19 protein-coding genes are annotated in these 18,746 nt (G+C 69.0%); 10 read left to right on the top strand and 9 right to left on the bottom strand.

Annotated features, from left to right (window positions below; translation table 11 throughout):
• Nucleotides 1-4 precede the first annotated feature (4 nt).
• From AC1EJR_RS11400 to AC1EJR_RS11380, 5 genes are all read right to left on the bottom strand, one after another.
• Nucleotides 5-1,366: a type II and III secretion system protein family protein gene (locus AC1EJR_RS11400; protein WP_369823445.1), complete on the bottom strand. Its 1,362-nt coding sequence runs from the start codon at nucleotides 1,364-1,366 to the stop codon at nucleotides 5-7.
• A 73-nt stretch (nucleotides 1,367-1,439) separates the two neighbouring features.
• Nucleotides 1,440-2,309, bottom strand: coding sequence for a Flp pilus assembly protein CpaB (cpaB, locus tag AC1EJR_RS11395; protein ID WP_092296023.1), 870 nt, complete (start codon nucleotides 2,307-2,309; stop codon nucleotides 1,440-1,442).
• A 61-nt stretch (nucleotides 2,310-2,370) separates the two neighbouring features.
• Entirely contained in the window at nucleotides 2,371-2,832 is a 462-nt protein-coding gene (locus AC1EJR_RS11390; protein WP_092296026.1) for a TadE/TadG family type IV pilus assembly protein, read from the bottom strand.
• A gap of 213 nt (nucleotides 2,833-3,045) precedes the next feature.
• Nucleotides 3,046-3,240: a Flp family type IVb pilin gene (locus tag AC1EJR_RS11385; RefSeq protein WP_092296028.1), complete on the bottom strand. Its 195-nt coding sequence runs from the start codon at nucleotides 3,238-3,240 to the stop codon at nucleotides 3,046-3,048.
• Between the two features lie 443 nt (nucleotides 3,241-3,683).
• Complete coding sequence (locus tag AC1EJR_RS11380) at nucleotides 3,684-4,778, bottom strand: collagen-like triple helix repeat-containing protein (protein ID WP_477109972.1); 1,095 nt, start codon at nucleotides 4,776-4,778, stop codon at nucleotides 3,684-3,686.
• A gap of 484 nt (nucleotides 4,779-5,262) precedes the next feature.
• Here AC1EJR_RS11380 and AC1EJR_RS11375 point away from each other — a divergent pair, with 484 nt between their 5' ends.
• From AC1EJR_RS11375 to AC1EJR_RS11360, 4 genes are all read left to right on the top strand, one after another.
• Nucleotides 5,263-6,561 carry a collagen-like triple helix repeat-containing protein gene (locus AC1EJR_RS11375; RefSeq protein WP_477147078.1) on the top strand — a complete coding sequence of 433 codons (1,299 nt, stop codon included), beginning with the start codon at nucleotides 5,263-5,265 and terminating at the stop codon, nucleotides 6,559-6,561.
• 136 nt (nucleotides 6,562-6,697) lie between these two features.
• Nucleotides 6,698-8,374 (top strand): ShlB/FhaC/HecB family hemolysin secretion/activation protein, encoded by a 1,677-nt coding sequence (locus tag AC1EJR_RS11370; protein WP_477109971.1) that lies wholly within the window; start codon nucleotides 6,698-6,700, stop codon nucleotides 8,372-8,374.
• A 114-nt stretch (nucleotides 8,375-8,488) separates the two neighbouring features.
• Complete coding sequence (locus AC1EJR_RS11365) at nucleotides 8,489-10,792, top strand: TonB-dependent receptor (RefSeq protein ID WP_477147077.1); 2,304 nt, start codon at nucleotides 8,489-8,491, stop codon at nucleotides 10,790-10,792.
• 16 nt (nucleotides 10,793-10,808) lie between these two features.
• Nucleotides 10,809-11,615 carry a tetratricopeptide repeat protein gene (locus AC1EJR_RS11360; RefSeq protein WP_092296043.1) on the top strand — a complete coding sequence of 269 codons (807 nt, stop codon included), beginning with the start codon at nucleotides 10,809-10,811 and terminating at the stop codon, nucleotides 11,613-11,615.
• Here AC1EJR_RS11360 and AC1EJR_RS11355 read toward each other — a convergent pair.
• Nucleotides 11,590-11,796: a dodecin gene (locus AC1EJR_RS11355; protein ID WP_092296046.1), complete on the bottom strand. Its 207-nt coding sequence runs from the start codon at nucleotides 11,794-11,796 to the stop codon at nucleotides 11,590-11,592. The genes AC1EJR_RS11360 and AC1EJR_RS11355 overlap by 26 nt on opposite strands.
• A 164-nt stretch (nucleotides 11,797-11,960) precedes the next feature.
• Between AC1EJR_RS11355 and AC1EJR_RS11350 the strand changes: the two genes are divergently transcribed.
• The 3 genes from AC1EJR_RS11350 (at nucleotide 11,961) to AC1EJR_RS11340 (ending at nucleotide 14,194) form a co-directional block, all read left to right on the top strand.
• The gene (locus AC1EJR_RS11350) at nucleotides 11,961-12,569 is read left to right on the top strand and encodes a phospholipase D family nuclease (protein ID WP_092296049.1); all 609 of its coding nucleotides are present in this window, start codon (nucleotides 11,961-11,963) and stop codon (nucleotides 12,567-12,569) included.
• A gap of 251 nt (nucleotides 12,570-12,820) precedes the next feature.
• Entirely contained in the window at nucleotides 12,821-13,249 is a 429-nt protein-coding gene (locus AC1EJR_RS11345; RefSeq protein ID WP_092296051.1) for a hypothetical protein, read from the top strand.
• Nucleotides 13,250-13,477: 228 nt separating this feature from the next.
• Nucleotides 13,478-14,194, top strand: a complete 717-nt coding sequence (locus AC1EJR_RS11340) for a dienelactone hydrolase family protein (protein WP_477147076.1) — start codon at nucleotides 13,478-13,480, stop codon at nucleotides 14,192-14,194.
• Between the two features lie 7 nt (nucleotides 14,195-14,201).
• On the opposite strand, the gene AC1EJR_RS11335 is transcribed toward AC1EJR_RS11340, so the two are convergent.
• Nucleotides 14,202-14,951, bottom strand: coding sequence for a glycine zipper 2TM domain-containing protein (locus tag AC1EJR_RS11335; protein ID WP_092296057.1), 750 nt, complete (start codon nucleotides 14,949-14,951; stop codon nucleotides 14,202-14,204).
• Between the two features lie 123 nt (nucleotides 14,952-15,074).
• The gene (locus AC1EJR_RS11330) at nucleotides 15,075-15,527 is read right to left on the bottom strand and encodes a MarR family winged helix-turn-helix transcriptional regulator (RefSeq protein ID WP_441592674.1); all 453 of its coding nucleotides are present in this window, start codon (nucleotides 15,525-15,527) and stop codon (nucleotides 15,075-15,077) included.
• Nucleotides 15,528-15,701: 174 nt separating this feature from the next.
• Between AC1EJR_RS11330 and AC1EJR_RS11325 the strand changes: the two genes are divergently transcribed.
• Nucleotides 15,702-16,253: a YggT family protein gene (locus AC1EJR_RS11325; protein ID WP_092296062.1), complete on the top strand. Its 552-nt coding sequence runs from the start codon at nucleotides 15,702-15,704 to the stop codon at nucleotides 16,251-16,253.
• 164 nt (nucleotides 16,254-16,417) lie between these two features.
• On the top strand, nucleotides 16,418-16,696 hold the full coding sequence (locus AC1EJR_RS11320; RefSeq protein WP_092296065.1) for a hypothetical protein: 279 nt from the start codon (nucleotides 16,418-16,420) through the stop codon (nucleotides 16,694-16,696).
• A gap of 69 nt (nucleotides 16,697-16,765) precedes the next feature.
• On the opposite strand, the gene AC1EJR_RS11315 is transcribed toward AC1EJR_RS11320, so the two are convergent.
• The gene (locus AC1EJR_RS11315) at nucleotides 16,766-17,743 is read right to left on the bottom strand and encodes a LysR family transcriptional regulator (RefSeq protein ID WP_477147075.1); all 978 of its coding nucleotides are present in this window, start codon (nucleotides 17,741-17,743) and stop codon (nucleotides 16,766-16,768) included.
• Between the two features lie 172 nt (nucleotides 17,744-17,915).
• Between AC1EJR_RS11315 and AC1EJR_RS11310 the strand changes: the two genes are divergently transcribed.
• Entirely contained in the window at nucleotides 17,916-18,737 is an 822-nt protein-coding gene (locus AC1EJR_RS11310) for an IclR family transcriptional regulator (protein WP_092296068.1), read from the top strand.
• Nucleotides 18,738-18,746: the final 9 nt, after the last annotated feature.

Here is an 18,746-nt window from a genome sequence, read left to right as displayed (position 1 = left end):
GGTCTTACCTCGAGAAGCCGGGCAGCGTGGGGTCGGCGAACTCGCCGAGCATGAAGCGGCCCCAGACGTTGGGGTCGCTGCTGGTGCGGCCGTCGTCGCCACCCACGCCCGCCACCGCCGGCGCATCCTTGGCCAGCGGCTTCACCAGATGCGGCGTGACGACGATCATCAGCTCGCGGTCCTCCTGATGGAAGTTCAGGTTCTTGAAGAAGCTGCCGAGGATCGGCAGGTCGCCCAGAAACGGAATCTTGCTGACGTTGCTGACCGTGTTGCGGCTGACCAGCCCGCCGATGACGAAGCTCTCGCCATCGCCGAGCTCCACGGTGGTGTCCGCGCGGCGCGTGACGATGGCCGGCACCGACGCGCCGTTGATCTGGATGCCGCGCGAGGGGTCGAGGTCGCTGGCCTCGGGCGCCACCTTCAGCGCGATGCGCTGGCCGGACAGCACCGTCGGCGACACCGTCAGCCCGATGCCGAACGGCTTGAACTGGATGGTGGTAGTGCCCAGCGCCTGCGGCACCGGGATCGGGATCTCGCCGCCGGCCAGGAAGCTGGCGCTCTGCCCGGACAGCGCCACCAGGCTCGGCTCGGCCAGCACGCGCACCATGCCGTTGGCCTCCAGCAGGCTCAGGTTGGCGAAAATGCCCTTCGAGGCCGACGCGGCGATCAGGTTGAACGCGCTGCTGATCGGCGACACCATCTCGCCGGCCGTGCCCACGCCGGACGTGAAATCGACCTTGGTCAGCGACGACGGGCTGAACTGCGCGAACGTGAAGCCGCCCTTGTTGCGGATGAAGTTGAGGCCCACCTCCTTGAGCACGGTCTTGCTGATCTCCACCACCTTCACATCGACCTGCACCGTGCCCGAGACCGGCAGCGTGGAGCGATCGACGACCACGCCACCCGGCTTGCCGTCGGCTCCGCTTGCTGTCCCACCTACTGCGGCGCGGGCGGCCTGCTGGGCCCGGTACGCGGCGGCGGCGTCCGGCGACTGGCCGCTGATGGTGGCGCCGGCCGCCGAGACATCGACCTGCGCGCCATCGGCGTCGGCCGCCACKGCGTCCACCCGCACCGTGTAGCTGACCGGGGCGGCGTTGCGGGTCCAGAGCTTGAGGTCGGTGGCGCCGGGCTTCTTCGCCACCACGAGCACGCTGGGCGGGCCGTCGCGATGCTTGAGCAGCAGCGCGTCCGCCACGGCGGGGTTGCCCACCGCCACGCGCTCCAGCGGCTGGCCGGGGCGGATTTCCTGCTGCGCGCCGGCCAGCAGCCGCAGCGTGCGGGGGGCTGGCGGCGACTCCTGCGCCGGGGCGCGGGCGGGCAGCAGCGCCGCGCCGGCGGCCAGCGCGAGCGCCATCGCCAGAATCATCCTTCTATATAGATAGGCCTCGGGGCGTGCGAGGGCGCGGTAACGCGTGGGGGTGGGCATGCCGTGGGGTCCGTTATTCGATGTCTCGGCGGCCGGCGCGGATCATCTCCACGCCGCTTCGGGTGTCGTTCGATGCCGGCCGCGCCACGGCGGGGGCTGGCATGGAGGGGGCAATGGGTGCCACGGCCTGCGCCGCAGGCCGCACCGGCCCCGTGCCGACCAGCCTTGCCAGCGGCTCGGCGAGCAGGCCATCGCCTGGCATGGTCTCGTCCCTGGGGTTGCGCAGCGCCAGCGTCAGGCGTCCGGCCTGCTGCGCCATGACCAGCTTGCTGACCTGTTCCAGCGGCACCGATAGCACCGCCGTCTTGGCGCCCTCGCGGCGGGCCATCATCTGCTCGCCGCCCTCGGCTCGCTTCGCCTCGTTGACCGCGCTGGCGCCGTAGGCCAGCACGCGCAGCCGGGAGAGCAGCATGCGCGCCTGGCTGTCGGCAATTTCCTGGCTGTCGCGACGCAGGACGACGAAGACATCGACATAGTCGCCCGGCTGCACCTGATGACCGACGCCGATCACCTCGTCCACCGCCACCGCCATGGCGCGCTGGCCCTCGGGCACCTGACGCGCCAGCCCGGCCAGCAACTGGCCTTCGAGCACGGGCACGTTGGCGCCGAGCGCCACCACGGGCACCTGCCCGGTCACGCGCGCTACGTCCTGGTAGGCGCCGGTCGGGTCGATCGGCAGTTGCATGACCTTGAGCGCGTCGGCGGGCAGCGGCTTGCCGGCCTCCACCGCGCGCGTGGTGACCACCACGGCATGCATGGGCGCGGCGCCCTGCACCGGCTGCGGCACCGCGGCCTGACGCGCCACCTGCCAGGCCAGCAGCGCCAGCAGCGCCGCCAGCACCAGCAGCGCGACGGCCGCCATCCGTATCTGCCTGCTGTTCATGTGGGTGCTCCGGGTGTCATCGACATGGCTGGGTTCTCGGAATTCTTCTCGGCGATCGTTCTCAGATGTCTGGGGAGATCTGCACCACGGCCGAACCGGTCAGCGTGGCGGGCACCGGCACCAACGGCACGCTGGGCAGGAGCGACGTAGTGGGCAGGTTCAGCGTGACGCGCACRCAGGTGGTACCGGCCGGGGCGGAGCAGGCGACGGCCTGCGCGACATCGGCGGCGGGCACCAGCGTGGCGAGGGAATCGGGCAGCGTGGCGCGCGCGGCCTGCGCCGCGGCGGACACCCGCAGGTCGATGGTGGTGGCGAGCGTGCCCCCGTTCGACGTCAACGGATAACGCAGCGCGGCCCGCGCGCCTTCCTCGGCGGCGAGCGTGAGCACCTGCTGCAGCGCGAGCACCATGCCGTAGTACACGATGCCCAGCACCAGCGTCAGCAGGAGCGGGAACACAATCGCGAACTCGAGCGCCGCCACCCCCATGTGGCCGCGTCGGGTCGCCTTCGCCCGTAATGACATGCTTCACCCGGTCTCTTCTGTTAGCGCCAAACCGGAGGCGCGGCCTCCCCCGTTGCCGGGGGAGGTTCGCCGACAGCCATTTCGCGACTTGGTACCACTCTCACTGTTGCTTGCCCGGCCGTCCGTGTGCTGCCCGCGGCCGGTGCATTGCCATGACGATCCACGCCGATGCGATCCGCGTGGCCAACAGGGGTCGAGAATTGCCGGCGGCTGCTAGCTGCCGCTCTTCACGCCGAACAGCGTGGTGACCTTGGTGGAAAGTTGGGTGAAGCCCTGGCTGAGGCCGTCGCCGAGGGCCGTGGCCCCCGTGACGATGCCGAGGGCAATGAGGCCCACGATGAGGCCATATTCAATGGCGGTGGCGCCGCGTTGGTAGCGGCTGAAACGTGCCAGCACGTTCTTCTTCATGATGCACTCCCGAAGCGACAAAAAAGAAGTTCCGATCCCGATGGGTGTTGCGCGTGACCGCCAGCGCCACTGCCCGGATGCCGGTTGTGTTCGCCGCTTCATTGAGCGGCGATTTTGTTGTTTTTGGCGCTGGTAGAACATTTATAAGACATGCTATGTCTCCAGCCATACCCCCCATAGGAACTAAGGGAATGCCAATGGGGCCTAGCTTAAAGTGGGACAGACGTTTGAAACAACGCAACCCCGCGCAAAGCGTGATCCGAATTGTTCGCGCGCTGGCAATAAAAGCGAATGTGCCGTGCGGCGTCCTGCACGTTCTGATGCGGGATGCTGCACGGCACGAAATAAAAGGATGCGCCGCGCGGGGTAAGGACGACAGCGCACCATAAAGTAGCCGGGCGATGGCTAGGGAAAGTCCCGAGCCACCTTCAGGCTCGGGGGGGTCAGTGTTGCGTCAGGCCGCCCAGCAGGCCGGTGACGCCATTGAGCGGGGAGCCGGCATTGCCGCTGGTGGCGGTGCCGTTGGTCGCATTGGTCAGCGCGCCGGTTACCGTGCCGACGAGGCCGGTCACCGGGGCCAGCGGATTGGTGCCGCCGCTGCCGCTGGCATTGGCGACCGGCAGGCTGTTGAGCAGCCCGCCAAGCGGATTGCCGCCCGTGCCGCCCCCCGTGCCGTTCCGGTTGTTCAGCAGCACGCCGGCGGCGGCCACGGTCTTGCCGGTCTCCGTCACCACGCCGCCCAGCGGCGAGACGATCGGCTTGTCGGCGTTGGTCAGCATGCTGCCGCCAGTCGCCACGGTGTTACCCAGCTTGGTCAGCAGGTTGTCGACCGGGACGCCCAGGCCGGTGGCCCCGCCCACGGTCTGCGTGGTATCGGTCAGCTTGGTCGTCAGCGGCACGATGGCCTTGCTCGCGCTGCCGGTGAGCTGCGCCACGGGGCCGGTGGACAAGGTGTCGCCAAGCTTGCCGCCCACCTGCATGACGGTGCCGCCCACGGTCTGCACCACGCCTCCCACCGGCTGGGTCACGGGCGCCAGCGGCGAGAGTTGTTCCGTGCCGAGCGACTGGACCAGATCGCCCGCGCTGACTACGGTCTTGCCGGCCTGCGTGACCACGTTGCCCGTATTGCCGACGGTGACGCCGAGCGGGTTGTCCACGCTGCCGATCTTGCCCAGCCCTTCTCGCACGCCCACGCCGAGCGTGGCCACGGTGTCGCCGGCCTTCATCACCACGTCGCCGGTAGCGTTCTGCGCGGCATCCGGCACCACCGGCAGGTTCGCGTCCTTGACCTGCTGGCCGATCTGGCTCACGGCATTGCCGGTGGCCACCACGGTATTGCCGGCGCCTTCGGTCACCTTGGCGGTGGGCGTGGTGTCCACCGAGGCAGCCGGGGTCGGCGTGGCCGGCGGCGGCGTGACGTTGTTGTTCCCGTTCGGCGAGGCGCCGCTGCCGGAACCTCCCGACGAGCAGCCGGCCAGCAGCGCCAGCACGGCGCCACAGGCGATGGTGATGACCGACACCGAACGTTCGCGTTGCATCGTTGACCTCATGATCTGTCTCCTATGGTGTGCTGGTGTGGTGTGCTCGAATCCCTCGGGCTTGCCGATGCGCGCAAGCGGTGTGCCAGCATCAAGCGCACGTTCAATACGGGCGCTCCGCACGCCCTCGCCACCGCCCGGAGACCGTTGCCCGGCGCGGCGCTCCGGCCATCGCGTCGCGCCCCGGCGTGCGTTGCCGAACGCTGCCGGAACGCCGTGTGGCGTGTTACGTGCTACGTAACGTGTTCCCGCCCACGCCACACGCCGCCGCCGCGCGCCAGCCCCGCCCGCTTCATGCGGGCGTTTGAGCCCGCCGCCCGCAAACGCTTGCCTGACGCGCCTCTCCGCGCCCCCTTCCCTCCCTTCGCATGGCATGCCCGCAGGCCGTTGCCGGCCATGCCCGGCCATGGCACACCGTTTGCGCCATGGCATGTACCGCCACGCATTCGTGGCAGGTCGGGAAAAAACCAAAAGGGAAAAGGTCATGCGCAATCAAACGTTCGCGAAGCACATCGCCCTGTCGGCATTGCTCGGGTCGCTCATCGTGCTGGGCKGCTGCGCCAGCGGCAGCGGCTCCACGTCGATGGGCACCAGCGGCTCAGGTGGCTCGAATGGCTCGGGCAGCAACAACGCCGGCCTCGGCGGCACGGGTGGTACGGGCGGCACCGGCACGGATACGGCCAACAACGGCGGTGGTGGTGGCGGCGGTGGCGGCGGTGGAGGTGGAGACAACGGCGGCGGCGGCGGCGGCACGGTGGCGCTCACGCCCACCAGCACCATCGTCAGCAACGCCGGCGGCGTGGTGAAGGGCGTGGGCGATACCGTGACCGACGTCGGCACGGCCATCAAGGATGCGAACCTGCCAGTGGTGTCGCCGGCCACGCAGAACGGCCTGGCCGGCGTGGTGACCTCGCTCGGCAGCGCCGTGAACACGCTGGGCAACGGCGTGCAGGCCGGGCTCGGCAATATGCCGAACGCCACCAACCCGCTGGGCACCACGGTGGCCAGCACCGGTGGCGTGGTCGCCCAGGTCGGCAACGCGGTGACGAACGCCGGCGGCGCGGTCAGCGGCCTCGGCAGCGGCCCGCTGGCGCCGCTCGGGGCGCTGACCAACCCGCTCGGCGGCGTGGTCTCGCAAGTCGGCGGCGCCGTGACCGATACCGGCGGCAAGCTCGGCACCGCGCTTTCCACCGGCCCGGTCGAGCAGCTGACCAGCGGCGTGAGCAAGGCCATCGTGCCGCTCACGTCCACGCTGACCAGCAGCACCCAGACGCTCGGCGCGGCCACCGGCCTCGGCCAGCCGGTCAGCAACCTGCTGACCACGGTGGGCGGCGCGCTGGCGACGGCCGGCACCTCGCTGCAATCGACGCAGAAGCCCGTGGTGTCCGGCGTGGGCGGCATCGTCACAGGCACGGGCAACACGGTGGCGTCCCTCGGTGGCGCAGTGAACGGCCCGGCCAGCGGCGGCGCTGGCCCGCTGGCGCCGGTGACGGGACTGGTCAGCGGCATCACGTCTGGCCTGACGGGCGGTAACGCTGGCGGCGGCTCCGGGACGTCCGGCCCGCTTGCGCCGGTGACGGGCCTGGTTGCCGGGCTGACCGGCGGCAACGCGCCGGCGACGACCACCCCTGCGCCGACCACGCCGACGCCCAGCGGCGGCACGGGCGGAAGCAAGCCGGCAAACCCGCTTGCCCCGATCACCGCCCCAGTCACCGGCCTCGTCGGCGGGCTGGTCGGCGGCCTGACTGGCGCCCTCGGCGCGGGCGCCGGCGCGCGGCGCTGACGGCCTCCCATCGACATCGCACTGCACACACAAGCGTAGCGGCCACCGCAAGGCGGCGGGGATAGCGGCATCCCCGCCCGCCGTGGCACGCCACGCATAGCCGCGAAGCTGTGCTTTCTTGCCTTGGGGTATTGCCATGCGACCACGCGTCCGTGTTGCCGCGCTGCTGCTCAGCGCCGGCGCCTGCCACAGCAGTCTCACTTTTGCCGAACGGGGCCCGGTACAAGGCGACCCGACCCAGACCCTGCCGCGCATAGCGCCGAGCAAGCCGGCCGACAGCAACGTCACGGTGCAGGTGGAGCGGCCCGACGCCGCCCTGCAGAACCTGCTGGCCTCGCGCCTGACGCCGCGCCACTTCCGCATCGAGGGCGCCAGGACGCTGCCCTTCGACCAGATCGCCGCCAAGTTTGCGCCGCTGGCCAACCGCGAGATCACCGTCGCCGAACTGCTCCAGGCCGCCGAGTCCGTCACGCAGCTATACAAGGAAGCCGGCTACCCGCTCTCGTTCGCCTTCGTGCCGGCGCAGTCCTTCGAGCATGGCGATGTGCTGGTCACCGTGGTGGAGGGCTACGTCGCCAACGTCACGGTGCGAGGCAAGCCCGGTCCCGCCGAAGCGCGGCTGCGCAAGATCGCCGAGCAGCTCAAGCAGGACCGGCCGCTGCGCCAGGAGCGCTTCGAGCACTACGTCAACGTGCTGGCGCAGCAGCCCGGCATGCAGGTGGCGGCCACCGTGCAGCCGCCCACCACCACGGACGGCGCCTGCGAGATGGTGCTTGAGGTCAAGCGCAAGCCGTTCACGTTCGGCACCGGCGTGGAGTGGATGTCCCCCGGCGTGCGGGCCATCGCCACGGCCACCACCAACAGCCTGACGCCGCTGGGCGAGCAGCTCTCGGTCTCCACGCTGTTCCCGAAAGGGCGCGATAACGAGGAGTACTACGCGGCCAGCTACGCGCAGCCGATCGGCACCGAGGGCATGCTCGCCAAGCTCACCGCCTCCCACTACCGTGGCGTGCCCGAGAACGCCGCGCTGGCGCCAATCGGCTTCGAATCGCGCTACGTGAACGACTCGAAGCGGCTCGGCGGCACGCTGAGCTATCCGCTCATCCTCAATAACCGCCACGCGCTGACGCTGACCGGCGGGATGTACGCGAACAGCCAGTTCGAGCGCTACACCCAGGCCGTGCAGCCGGGCGCGGGCCGCCAGGCGGAGCTGTCCACCAGCGTGCGCGTGGCGAGCCTGGAGATGGGCTACGTCCAACGCGCGGAGGGTGTCACGCGCAGCGCCACGCTCGGCCTCTACAAGGGCTTCGACGCGCTCGGCGCGAATCGGGAAAACAATCAGAATGATCTGAACTTCCTGCGCACCCGACTGCTGGTCTCGCAGGCCAACGACCTGCCGTTCGGCTTCGGCATCGCGCTCTCGGCGGCCGGGCAGTTCAGCGACCAGCGGCTGGCGTCGAGCGAGCAGATCAGCTTCGGCGGGCGCTTCTTCGGCCTCGGCTATCCGGCGGGCGAGGTGGCCGGGGACAAGGGCTGGGGCGCCTCGGCGGAACTCAACCGGCTGTTCACGGTGGATTTCACCTACCTGAAGACGCTCCAGCCGTTCCTGGTGGCGGACATGGCGCGCGTGGTTTCGAACAGCGTGTCGCTCTCGCACCGGACGCTGCAGTCGCTGGCCATCGGCCTACGTTTTTCGGACCGGCGCTACTACACGATGGACGTCTCGGTGGCCCAGCCGGTGGGCGACAAACCCACCAATGCGAGCCATCGCTCGCCGCGCTTCAACCTGCTGTGGTCGTACCAGTTCGATTGAGTCACCGCACCAGCCGCTGAGGCGGTTTGGTGCAGTTCGATCCTTGACCCCCGCGTCACCCGCAAATGAGAATGGCTCGCATTTGTACACATCAGCACGTACCAGGGGGTTGTCATGCAGGTCTCACGCGTCGTGGCCGGATCGGCCACATTGTCCCAATCCGACGAAGCATCAGAAGGCCGTGCCGGGGCGTCGTTGCCCCGGCTGACGCAGGCCGTGGGCGTGGCCCTCGCCGCCGCACCCGTGGCGGCGCTGGCGCAGGTGGAGCTGCCACCGGTCACCGTCAACGAAGACCGCCACGACGGCTTCCGCGCCGCGTCCACCGGATCGCCCAAGGACCCCGAAGCGCTGCGCGACACCGCGCGCTCGGTCAGCGTGATTCCGCAGGAGGTCATCCGCACGACGGCCGCCACCAGCCTGACCGAGGTGCTGCGCACCGTGCCGGGCATCACGTTCGGCGCGGGCGAAGGCGGCAATCCCATCGGCGACCGGCCGTTCATCCGTGGCTATGACGCGCAGGCCAGCACCTTCCTCGATGGCTTCCGGGACATCGGCGCGCAGTCGCGCGAGATGTTCAACGTGGAGTCGGTGCAGGTCAACAAGGGGCCGGCCGGCGCCTATGACGGACGGGGCGGCGCTGGCGGCACGATCAACATCCAGAGCAAAGCACCCCGGCTGGAGCGCTTCGCCGAAGGCACCCTCGGCGTGGGCAATGCCGAGTACGTGCGCGCGACGGTGGATGGCAACTGGCGCATCGGCGAGCATGCCGCCGTGCGGCTCAATGCGATGTCCCACAGCAGCGACATCCCCGGGCGCGACGCCGCGCGCGTGAGCCGGTGGGGCGTGGCGCCGTCCGTCGCCATCGGGCTGGGCACCGCCACGCGCGTCACCGCCTCCTGGTATCACTTGCAGACCGACGACCAGCCCGACATCGGCATTCCCTACAACAACGCGCCCCACACCGCCCGCAAGGACGGGCGGCCCCGGGTGCGCCCGACCGGCGATGGCCGGCCGCTCGACGTGCCGCGCGAGACCTACTACGGCCTGCTGAACCGTGACTTCCAGAAGGAGCAGAACGACACCGGCACGCTGCGTATCGAGCACGATTTCAGCCCCGCGCTCAAGCTCCGAAACCAGACGCGGCTCGCGCGCACCCAGCAKGACTTCATCTGGACCCAGCCGGACTCCAACCTCGGCAACACCTACTACAACCTGCTCTGGCGGCGCGCCAACACCCGCGTGGGCACCGTCGACACGGTGGCCAACCAGACCGACCTGTCCGGCACCTTCCGTACCGGCGCCATCGGCCACAAGTACGTGGCGGGCGTCGAATTCTCCGAGGAGAAGGCCAACTGGGATACCTACAAGGTCGATACCGGCGACCGCCGCTGCGCCAATGGCGCCGGCGCGGCCAGCGGCTACAACTGCACGACCGTGTTCGATCCCAATCCGGCCGATCCGTGGGCAGGCGCGATCCAGCGCAACCACCGGCCGACCGATGTGCGCACCCGGACGCTGTCTGCCTACCTGTTCGACTCAGCCGAGATCACGCCGCAATGGCTGGTCAATGCCGGCCTGCGGCTCGATCGCTATGACACCACGCTGACGCAGGCGCCCAACGCCAGCGGCGTGCGCAACCAGTTCTCGCGGCAGGACACGCTGGTCAACTACCAGCTCGGCGCGGTCTACAAGCCGGTGACGTGGGGCAGCGTGTATGCGAGCTTCGGCACGTCGTCCACGCCGGCGGGCTCGTTCCTCGGCCAGGGGGCGGAATCCAATTCGCTGGCGACCGACGCCGCCGGCAATCGCGGCGACCAGCTCGCGCCCGAGAAAAGCCGCGCTTTCGAGTTGGGCACCAAGTGGGATGTGCTGGGCGAGAAGCTGGCCCTGACCGCCGCCGTGTTCCGCATCGACACGGACAATACGCGGATCCTCGAGCAGGACGGCACGGCGCGCATGGCCGGCGAGCGGCGCGTGGATGGCGTGGAACTTGGCTTCGCCGGCAACGTCACGGCCAGATGGGCCGTGTACGGCGGCTACACCCACCAGAAGGCCACGCTGCGCCGGAACGGCGGCAAGGGCACGGCGAACGGCGCCACCGACGGCAACGCGTTCCCGAACACCCCGGCTGACAGCTTCAGCTTCTGGTCCACCTACGAGGTGCTGCCGGGCCTGATCCTCGGGGGCGGCGCCAACTACGTGTCCAAGGTCTGGGGCAACGAGGCCAATACGAAGTGGGTGCCGGCCTACTGGCGCTTCGACGCGATGGCCGCGTACCGGCTGAGCAAGTTCGCCAGCGTGCAGCTCAATCTGCAGAACCTGACCGACAAGTCCTACTACGCGCAGGCGCACCGCAACCACTACGCCACGATGGCGCCGGGCCGCGCCGCCACGCTGACCCTCACGCTGCGCTACTGACAGCCGGAGACGGAGGATGGATACGCTGCCATTCCGCGTGGCCTCCGCGCTGGAGTTGGGCCAGCTTGCGCCCGATGCCCTGCGCGACGTGCTGGCTGGCCCGCCCGGACCGGCGCTACGCTGGCTCGGCGCGGCAGCCGTCAGCGGCCAGCTCGATGCGCAGATGACGCTCGGCCAGTGGTTCCTCGCCGGGCGGGGCCTGCCGCCCGATGCCGCCCGCGCGCACTACTGGTTCAAGCGGGCGGCGCTGTGCGGGCACGCCGGCGCCGCCAACCTCGTCGGCCGCTGCTACGAGAACGGCTGGGGCACGGCACCCGATGCGCGCGCCGCCACGCACTGGTTCCACACCGCCGCCCTGCGCGGTTCCGATTGGGGGATGTACAACTTCGCCACGTCGCTGGCGCTCGGGCGCGGCATGGCCGCCAGCCGCGCCGCCGCCTTCACGTGGTTCGAGCGCGCGGCGGCACGCGGCCATGCCAAGTCGCTCAACGTCGTCGGGGGCTTCTATGAAGATGGCTGGCACGTGGCGCGCAACCTCGCCTGCGCGGCGGACCACTACCGTCGCGCCGCGGCGGGCGGGGACTTCCGCGGCTGCTTCAACCACGCGCGCATGCTGGCGCTGGCCGGGCACGAGATACCCGCGCGCGCATGGGTCCGGCGCGCGGCCCTGACGGCCAACGCGCCGTTCGTCGACAAGATGCTGGCCTGGCTGGTTGCGGCACCGCAACCCGCACTACGCGCGCTGGCGGATGCGGTGCAAGGCGCCCCGGGCGCACGGGGCGCCCAGGCGGTGCGCCTCAGTTCACCCGGAACCCCACCTTGATCATGACCTGGAAGTGCGCGATCTTGCCGTCCTGCACATGGCCGCGCGTTTCGATCACTTCGAACCAGTCGATGTTCTTGATGGTTTCACCGGCTTTGGCAATGGCGTTGCGGATGGCACCGTCGCAGCCGTCGGCGGATGAGCCGACGATTTCGACCAGCTTGTAGGTGTGGTTCGTCATGGTGGTCTCCTGTCGCATCTGGCGTTGTGCCTTCCATCATAGGCAGCATGTCCGGCAAGCCCAAGGGCCACGGACGCCGCAGGGCCCCCCGCGCGGGTTGCGGAAGGGCCGCTTCCACTGTTACGCTGCGGGCCGCTGAACTTCTGCCACCACTCTGTAACCTGATGTTTACTTCCCTTCACCGTTGCAAGCGGCTCGCCCTGGCGAGCCTGATGGTTGCCGCCACCGGCCTCGCCGCCGTGGCCCAGGCCCGCACCACCTCCACGCTCGAGCGTCTGGCCGATGCGCTCACGCCCGCCGCGCGCCCGAGCGCGTTCGCGGCCGGCAGCACCTATACGCTCTGCTTCGTGCCGGACGGCCCGAGCTGCCAGGACATGCTGATCGATGCCATCCACAACACCCGCCGCAAGCTGCTGATCCAGGCGTACTCGTTCACCAACGCGCAGATCGCCAAGGCCGTGGCCGATGCGCACCAGCGCGGCGTGGACGTGCGCGTGATCGTGGACAAGAGCCAGGTCTCCGAGCGCTACACCAGCGCCACCTTCCTCAAGAATGCGGGGATTCCCGTGGTGATCGATACCAAGCCGGCCATCGCCCACAACAAGGTCATGGTGTTCGACGACCAGGCGGTCTTCACCGGCTCGTTCAACTTCACCAAGTCCGCCGAGCAGCGTAACGCCGAGAACGGCATGCTGATCCGGGGCGACGCCGCCGTGGTGCGCGCCTATACCGAGAACTGGCGCACCCGCTTCGAGCAGTCCTCCGCGTACTGATCACACGCCAGGGGCCTCCCCCGGCCCCTCGGCATCCTCCCGCAGCAGGATCAGCCAAACGCTGACAGACCGGCCGCCCGCGCCGGTGTCTACTTCAGGTGTGTATCCCCGGATGCCGCGAACGGCGATTGCCCGGGGTCATGCCAGCCATGATCCCCCGCCAGACCCTCTCCGGCGATGTTTCGAGCCTGCCCTCTCGCATCGTCCGATCGCCCCCTCGCGCGCCGCCGGCCAACCTGGCAGGAGGAAATATGCTTACCAATCAGAACACCGATAAACCCGTGCGCCGAGGGGCGCGCGCGCTTTGCGTCATCGGCGTGGCCGTGGCGTCGCTGGGCTTGTCGATGGGCGCCCGCGCCGACATGAGCACGTCCAGCGCCGGCCCGTTCACCTATGTATGCGGTGGCGTGGCGGCGGACGAACAGGCGGAAATGAACAGCGCGGCCCGCGAGTACGACATGGGCCTGCTMTTCACACAAGGCGGCCGGGGCGAGTACCTCTCGGACGTCAACGTGAAGCTGATGCGGAACGGCAAGCAGGTGGCGGAGTTCACGTCCACCGGCCCGCGCTGCCTGATCAAGGGCCCGCGCGCGTCGTACCAGGTAGTGGCCACGTTCGAGGGGACGTCCAAGCGGACCACCCTGAGCCCTGGCGAGAAGAACGTGCAGTTGCGTTGGTAGGGAACCGCCCCAACCGGCCTCTATCTATATAGATATGCAGCCCTGAGCCGCCATCCCCTGCGCGGCCCCATGCCGGCCCCGTCCCCGCGGGGCCGGCATATTTTTTTGCCCGCGTTTTTGCCCACGTAGTTGCCCACGGTTTTCGGCCACGGCCTGCATGAATGCAACAGGAATGGCACACTTCCGGGTTCTATTGTGGAGTGCCTCAAACCCTGGAGAGTTCGCATCATGACGACCAAGCCCGACAGCCGCTGGATTCGCATCGACACCGCCGATGGCAGCTTTGACGCCTACCTGAGCCTGCCGCCGGGCGGCAAGCAGCCCGGCAATCCCGGCATCGTGCTGATTCAGGAGATCTTCGGTGTGAACGAGCACATCCGCTCGGTGGCGGACCAGTACGCGGCGGACGGCTACGTGGTGCTGGCCCCGGACGTGTTCTGGCGCAAGGCGCCGCGCGTGGAGCTGGGCTACAGCGGCCCGGACTGGGAACAGGCGATGGCGCTGCGCACCAGCGTGGACCTGGAAGCCGCGGTGTCGGACATCGGCGCCACGGCCACCGCGCTGCGTGCCGAGATTGGCACGGGCGGCAAGGTGGCGGCAGTGGGCTACTGCTTCGGCGGGCTGCTGTCGTACCTGGCGGCGGCGCGGGGTCTGGTCGATGCAGCCGTGCCGTACTACGGCGGCGGCATCCAGAACCAGCTGCACGAGGCCGCCGCGCTGAACRTGCCGGTGCAGTTCCACTATGGCGCGCTGGACAAGCACATCCTGCCCGAGCATGTCGAACAGGTGCGCCAGGCCGTGGCCGGCAAGCGCGGCACCGAGGTCTTCGTCTACGATCAGGCCGATCACGGCTTCAACTGCTGGGCACGCGCCTCGTTCCATCAGCGCTCGGCGGCGCTGGCCCATGGTCGCGCGCTGACCTTCCTGGCCAACGCGCTGTCCTGAGCCCCGCTCAGTAAGGCACGGCCACGCCGTTCTGTATCTTCACGCGGTCGCCCGAACGCAGGTTGTACGGGCTGGCCTGCGTGAGGGTCAGGTAGCCGCTGTCGTTGGTGCGCACGCGCACCCGGTAGGCCGCCGGCCCAGTGTTGGTCTGCTTCTCCACCGCGTTGCCGGCCACGGCGCCGGCGACCGCGCCGCCAATCGTGGCGATGGTATTGCCGCGCCCGCCGCCCACCTGATGGCCGAGCAGCCCGCCCGCCACGCCGCCGATCACTGCGCCGACGCCGCTGGTGTCCGCAGGCTGGCCCCGCACCATCTCGATCGATTCCACCCAGCCGTAGCGCACCGCGTACGGGTCGGCACCATCGCCCGGCTGTGTCGCCGGATAGCCGTACTGGTCGTAACCGGGCTGCTGGGGGTAGGACGCCTGGGGATAGCCGGACTGCGGATAGCCCGACTGCGGGTACGCTGGCTGCGGGTAGCCCGGCTGCTGGTACGCTGGCTGCTGGGGATAGCCCGACTGGGGATACGACTGCGCCGGATACCCGCCGCTGATCTGCGTGCCGCTGGTGCCGCTGGTGCCGCTGGTGCCATACCCCGCCTGCTGCGGGTAGCCACCGCCGTAGTTGCTGCCGTAGCCGCCTCCATAGCCGGTACCGTACCCGTCGGCATAACCATTGCCATACGGCGCGGTGACACAGCCGGCCAGCGCGCCGGCGGCGATGACGGCCAACGCCGTGGAACGAAACGGGAAAGACATGGTGGAGACTCCTGCGGCCAATGCGCGTGTGGATGATGCGCGCGAGTCTAGAGCCGGGGCTCGGCGGCAGGTGTCACGGGAGATTGTGATGGGTAACGGGCTGTAACGCCGCCCGTGGACGAATCAGAGCCGATCAGCGCCGTCGTCGTTGAACGCCGTGATGCGGGCCACGCGGAAGGTATTGCGCAGGGACTCGAGTTCGGCCCGGTGCAGCATCGCCAGCCGGTTCAGGCAGCGCTCGCCCTTGGCCAGCAGGTGGATCTGCACCACGCGGCGGTCGTCGGGATTCACCTTGCGGCTGACCAGCCCGGCCGCCTCGCAGCGGTTCACCAGCGCCACCACGCCATGCTGCTTGGCCTGCAGGCGCTCGGCCAGCTCGCCCACCGAGGCCCAGTTCCGCTCCGCCGAGCCGCGGATGTGGAGCATCAGCAGGTATTGCTGCACCGTCACGCCTTCGGCGCGCGCGGCGTCTTCGGAAAACCGCAGGAAACGCCGCAACTGGTATCGGAAATCGGACAGCGCCTCGAAATCCTGCTTGGTCAGGGCGGTTTGGGGCGCGGCGGGCTTGCGTGGCATTGAAGAATCAGTTTTGCAGAGGGGGAAATCCGGCGCTCATTATAAAAGCACCCCTTGTGCCCGCAGGCATCCTCCGGTGCGCTGGCGCGCATTTCCGCATGCGCGCCGGACGGGGTATGGCAGAATCTGTGCGGAGACCGACACCCTAACACCGCCAACCCGGAAATCCGCCCGATGTTCACGGAAATTGTCCTGTTCCTGCTTGATACCGTCTTCACGCTGTTCGGCATGGCACTGCTGCTGCGCCTCTGGATGCAACTGACCCGGCTGCCGTCGCGCAATCCGGTGTCGCAGGGCGTGTTCCAGGTCACGGACTGGATCGTCCGGCCGCTGCGCCGCATCATTCCGGGCTTCGGCGGCATCGACTGGGCCACATTGATCGCGGCCTACCTGACCGCCGTGCTGTTCCTGGTCTGCCGTGCGCTGGTGCTGGATGCGGATCCGCTGGCCTTCCTGCCGGTGATCCTCGCCCTCAGCCTGCTCAACGTGCTCAAGTGGGGCATCAGCATGGTGATGTGGGTGACGTTGCTGATGGCGATCCTGTCGTGGGTCAACCCGCAATCGCCGATGGCGCCGGCGCTGTGGCACCTGACCGCGCCGATGCTGCGCCCGCTCCAGCGCGTGATACCGCGCCTGGGCGGCTTCGACATCTCGCCGCTGATCCTGTTCGTGATCGCGCAGATCCTGCTGATGGTCATCGCCAGCGTGAGCCGTGGCGTGATCTGAGCCGCAAGGCTAGCACAGATCGACTCCCTAGGGTTAACCCTTATTGTCCAGCTGACTGGACAGTMTTTCGAGGATTTACCCTTTTTCCTGTGCGTGCCGAAGCCTACATTACAGCCACCGCGGACCCACCGCGATCTCTGCCAATAAGTAGGAACAGCACGACCATGAAGAAGACCCTCGCCCTCACCCTCCTCGCCCTCGGCCTGGCCGCCGGCGCCGCCTCTGCCCAGGCTTCGCAATCGATCACGGACCTGGCCCGCCTCGACGGCAGCATCGGCCGCGTCGGCAAGGCTGACCCGTACACCGACGGCGCCCGTGGCGTGACCGAAAAGCGTGATGTGTACTCGGAAGGCGCGCGCGGCGTGACCGAGAAGCGCGACGTGTACTCGGAAGGTGCCCGCACCGTGACCGAGCAGCGCGACCAGTTCAGCGAAGGCGCCTGAGCCGCGTAGCGGTACCAAGGGCGGCGCAATGCCGCCCGGCAGCACCCCCGGGGCGCTCCCCACGCCCCGCTAGACTTCCCCCTGCTCCATCCGCTCGAAGGCTTCCACCCGTCCAGCGGGCGCCATCCGCGCCGCCGGCTCGGCCAGATCGCCCAGATCCGCGCCCATCATCGATTCGATGGCTTCCATGAACGCGCGCACCTTGCGCGGTTGCAGGCGCCGGTCGGGCAGCAGCRCGAAGACGCGCAGCGGCGGCAGCGGATAGTCGGGCATCACCCGCACCAGCCGGCCCTGCGCGATCTCGGTCTCGGCGGCCGTCATCGGCACCCGGGCGATGCCCAGCCCGGCCAGCGCGGCCTGCATGCGCAGTTMGGCGTTATAGGTCTGCATGCGCGGGCGGATCGGCACCGAAATGCGCTCGCCATCGCGCGCGAACTCCCAGACCGAGACGCCGGGCGTGGCCAGCGTCGGCATGTTCGAGAGATCCTCGGGATGCATCTGCGCCGGCAGGCTCGCCGCCAGCGAGGGCGCGGCCACCAGGCCGCGTTCCACGTGCCAGATGCGCCGGGCGATGGTGCCGGAGTCGGGCAGTTCGGTCTCCACCGTGACGAAGGCGATGTCGAAGCCCTCGCGGATCGGATCGACCAAGCCCTGGGAAATCTCCACCGTGATATCGAGTGCGGGATGCGCCGCAAGTGTTCGGCAGATCACACCGCCCAGTTGCTGGGCGCCGAACTCGTACGGCGTGGCGATGCGCAGCATGCCCTGCACGCGCTCCTCGCGCGCCAGGGTTTCCTGGCGGATCTCGCGCAGCCGCGCGAACAGCGGGGCCACGTCGCGATAGACCGCGCCCCCGGCATCGGTGAGGCGCATGCGGCGCGTGGTGCGCTCGAGCAGCTTGGCGCCGATGGCCGTTTCCAGCCGCGCCACGGCGGCCGACACCCTGGATTTGGGGCAGTCCAGCGCCGCCGCTGCCGCCGTGAAGGTGCCCTGCTCGACGACGCAGCAGAACGCCTCCCAATCATTCCACTGAATTGTTTCGTTCACTGACCCGATGACCTGCGACATTTTGCGATCGCACATTATGAGGGAGAGCGGGGCGTCCGTCAGCGTGGCGGTCAGTCGCGGCGGGGTATTGCCGATGGCCCCGGACTAGCGATTTGGACGCATTTCCACTACCCTTTCGGCCTTTCCGAGCCAATTTCGAGCCCATTCCGCAATGGCGAGCCCTGCCGATCCCGCATCATCCCGCACGCCGGGCACCCCGCCCGCCGAGAAGCCGAGCGACAGCTATGTGCAGTCCTTCGCACGCGGGCTGTCCGTCATCCGCGCATTCGACGCCCGCCACCCCACCCAGACGCTGACCGAAATCGCCCAGGCCAGCGGCCTGACCCGCGCCGGCGCGCGCCGTATCCTGCTCACGCTGGTGGGGTTGGGCTATGTGCAGGCCGATGGCCGCCAGTTCCGGCTCACGCCCAAGATCCTCGACCTCGGCTTCGCCTACCTGACCTCGATGCCGTTCTGGAACCTGGCCGAGCCGATCATGGAGGCGCTCTCGCAGTCGGTGCATGAAAGCTGCTCGATCTCCGTGCTCGATGGCACCGAGATCGTCTACGTGCTGCGCGTGCCGGCACGCAAGATCATGACGATCAACCTGTCCATCGGCAGCCGGCTGCCGGCCTATTGCTCGTCGATGGGGCGCGTGCTGCTGTCGGGGCTCGATGACGACACGCTCGACCGCGTGCTGCGCGACACCGCGCTGGAAGCGCGCACGCGCCGCACCGTGACCGACATCGACCAGTTGAAGTCGCTGATTGCCGACATCCGCACGCGCGGCTGGGCGCAGAACGATCAGGAACTGGAGGAAGGGCTGGTCTCGCTGGCCGCGCCCATCCGCAACCGCACCGGGCAGATCATCGCCGCCATCAATATCAGCGGGCAGGCCAACCGCACCAGCGCGCAGGAGATGTCGGATCGATTCCTGCCACCGCTGCTGGAGGCCTCCGAGAAGATTTCCGGGCTGGTCGGCCTGCGGACCTAGGTCGGCCCT

It is taken from the genome of Cupriavidus sp. 05T42 (assembly GCF_056396345.1).
This window is presented reverse-complemented; position numbering and strand designations above follow the sequence as displayed.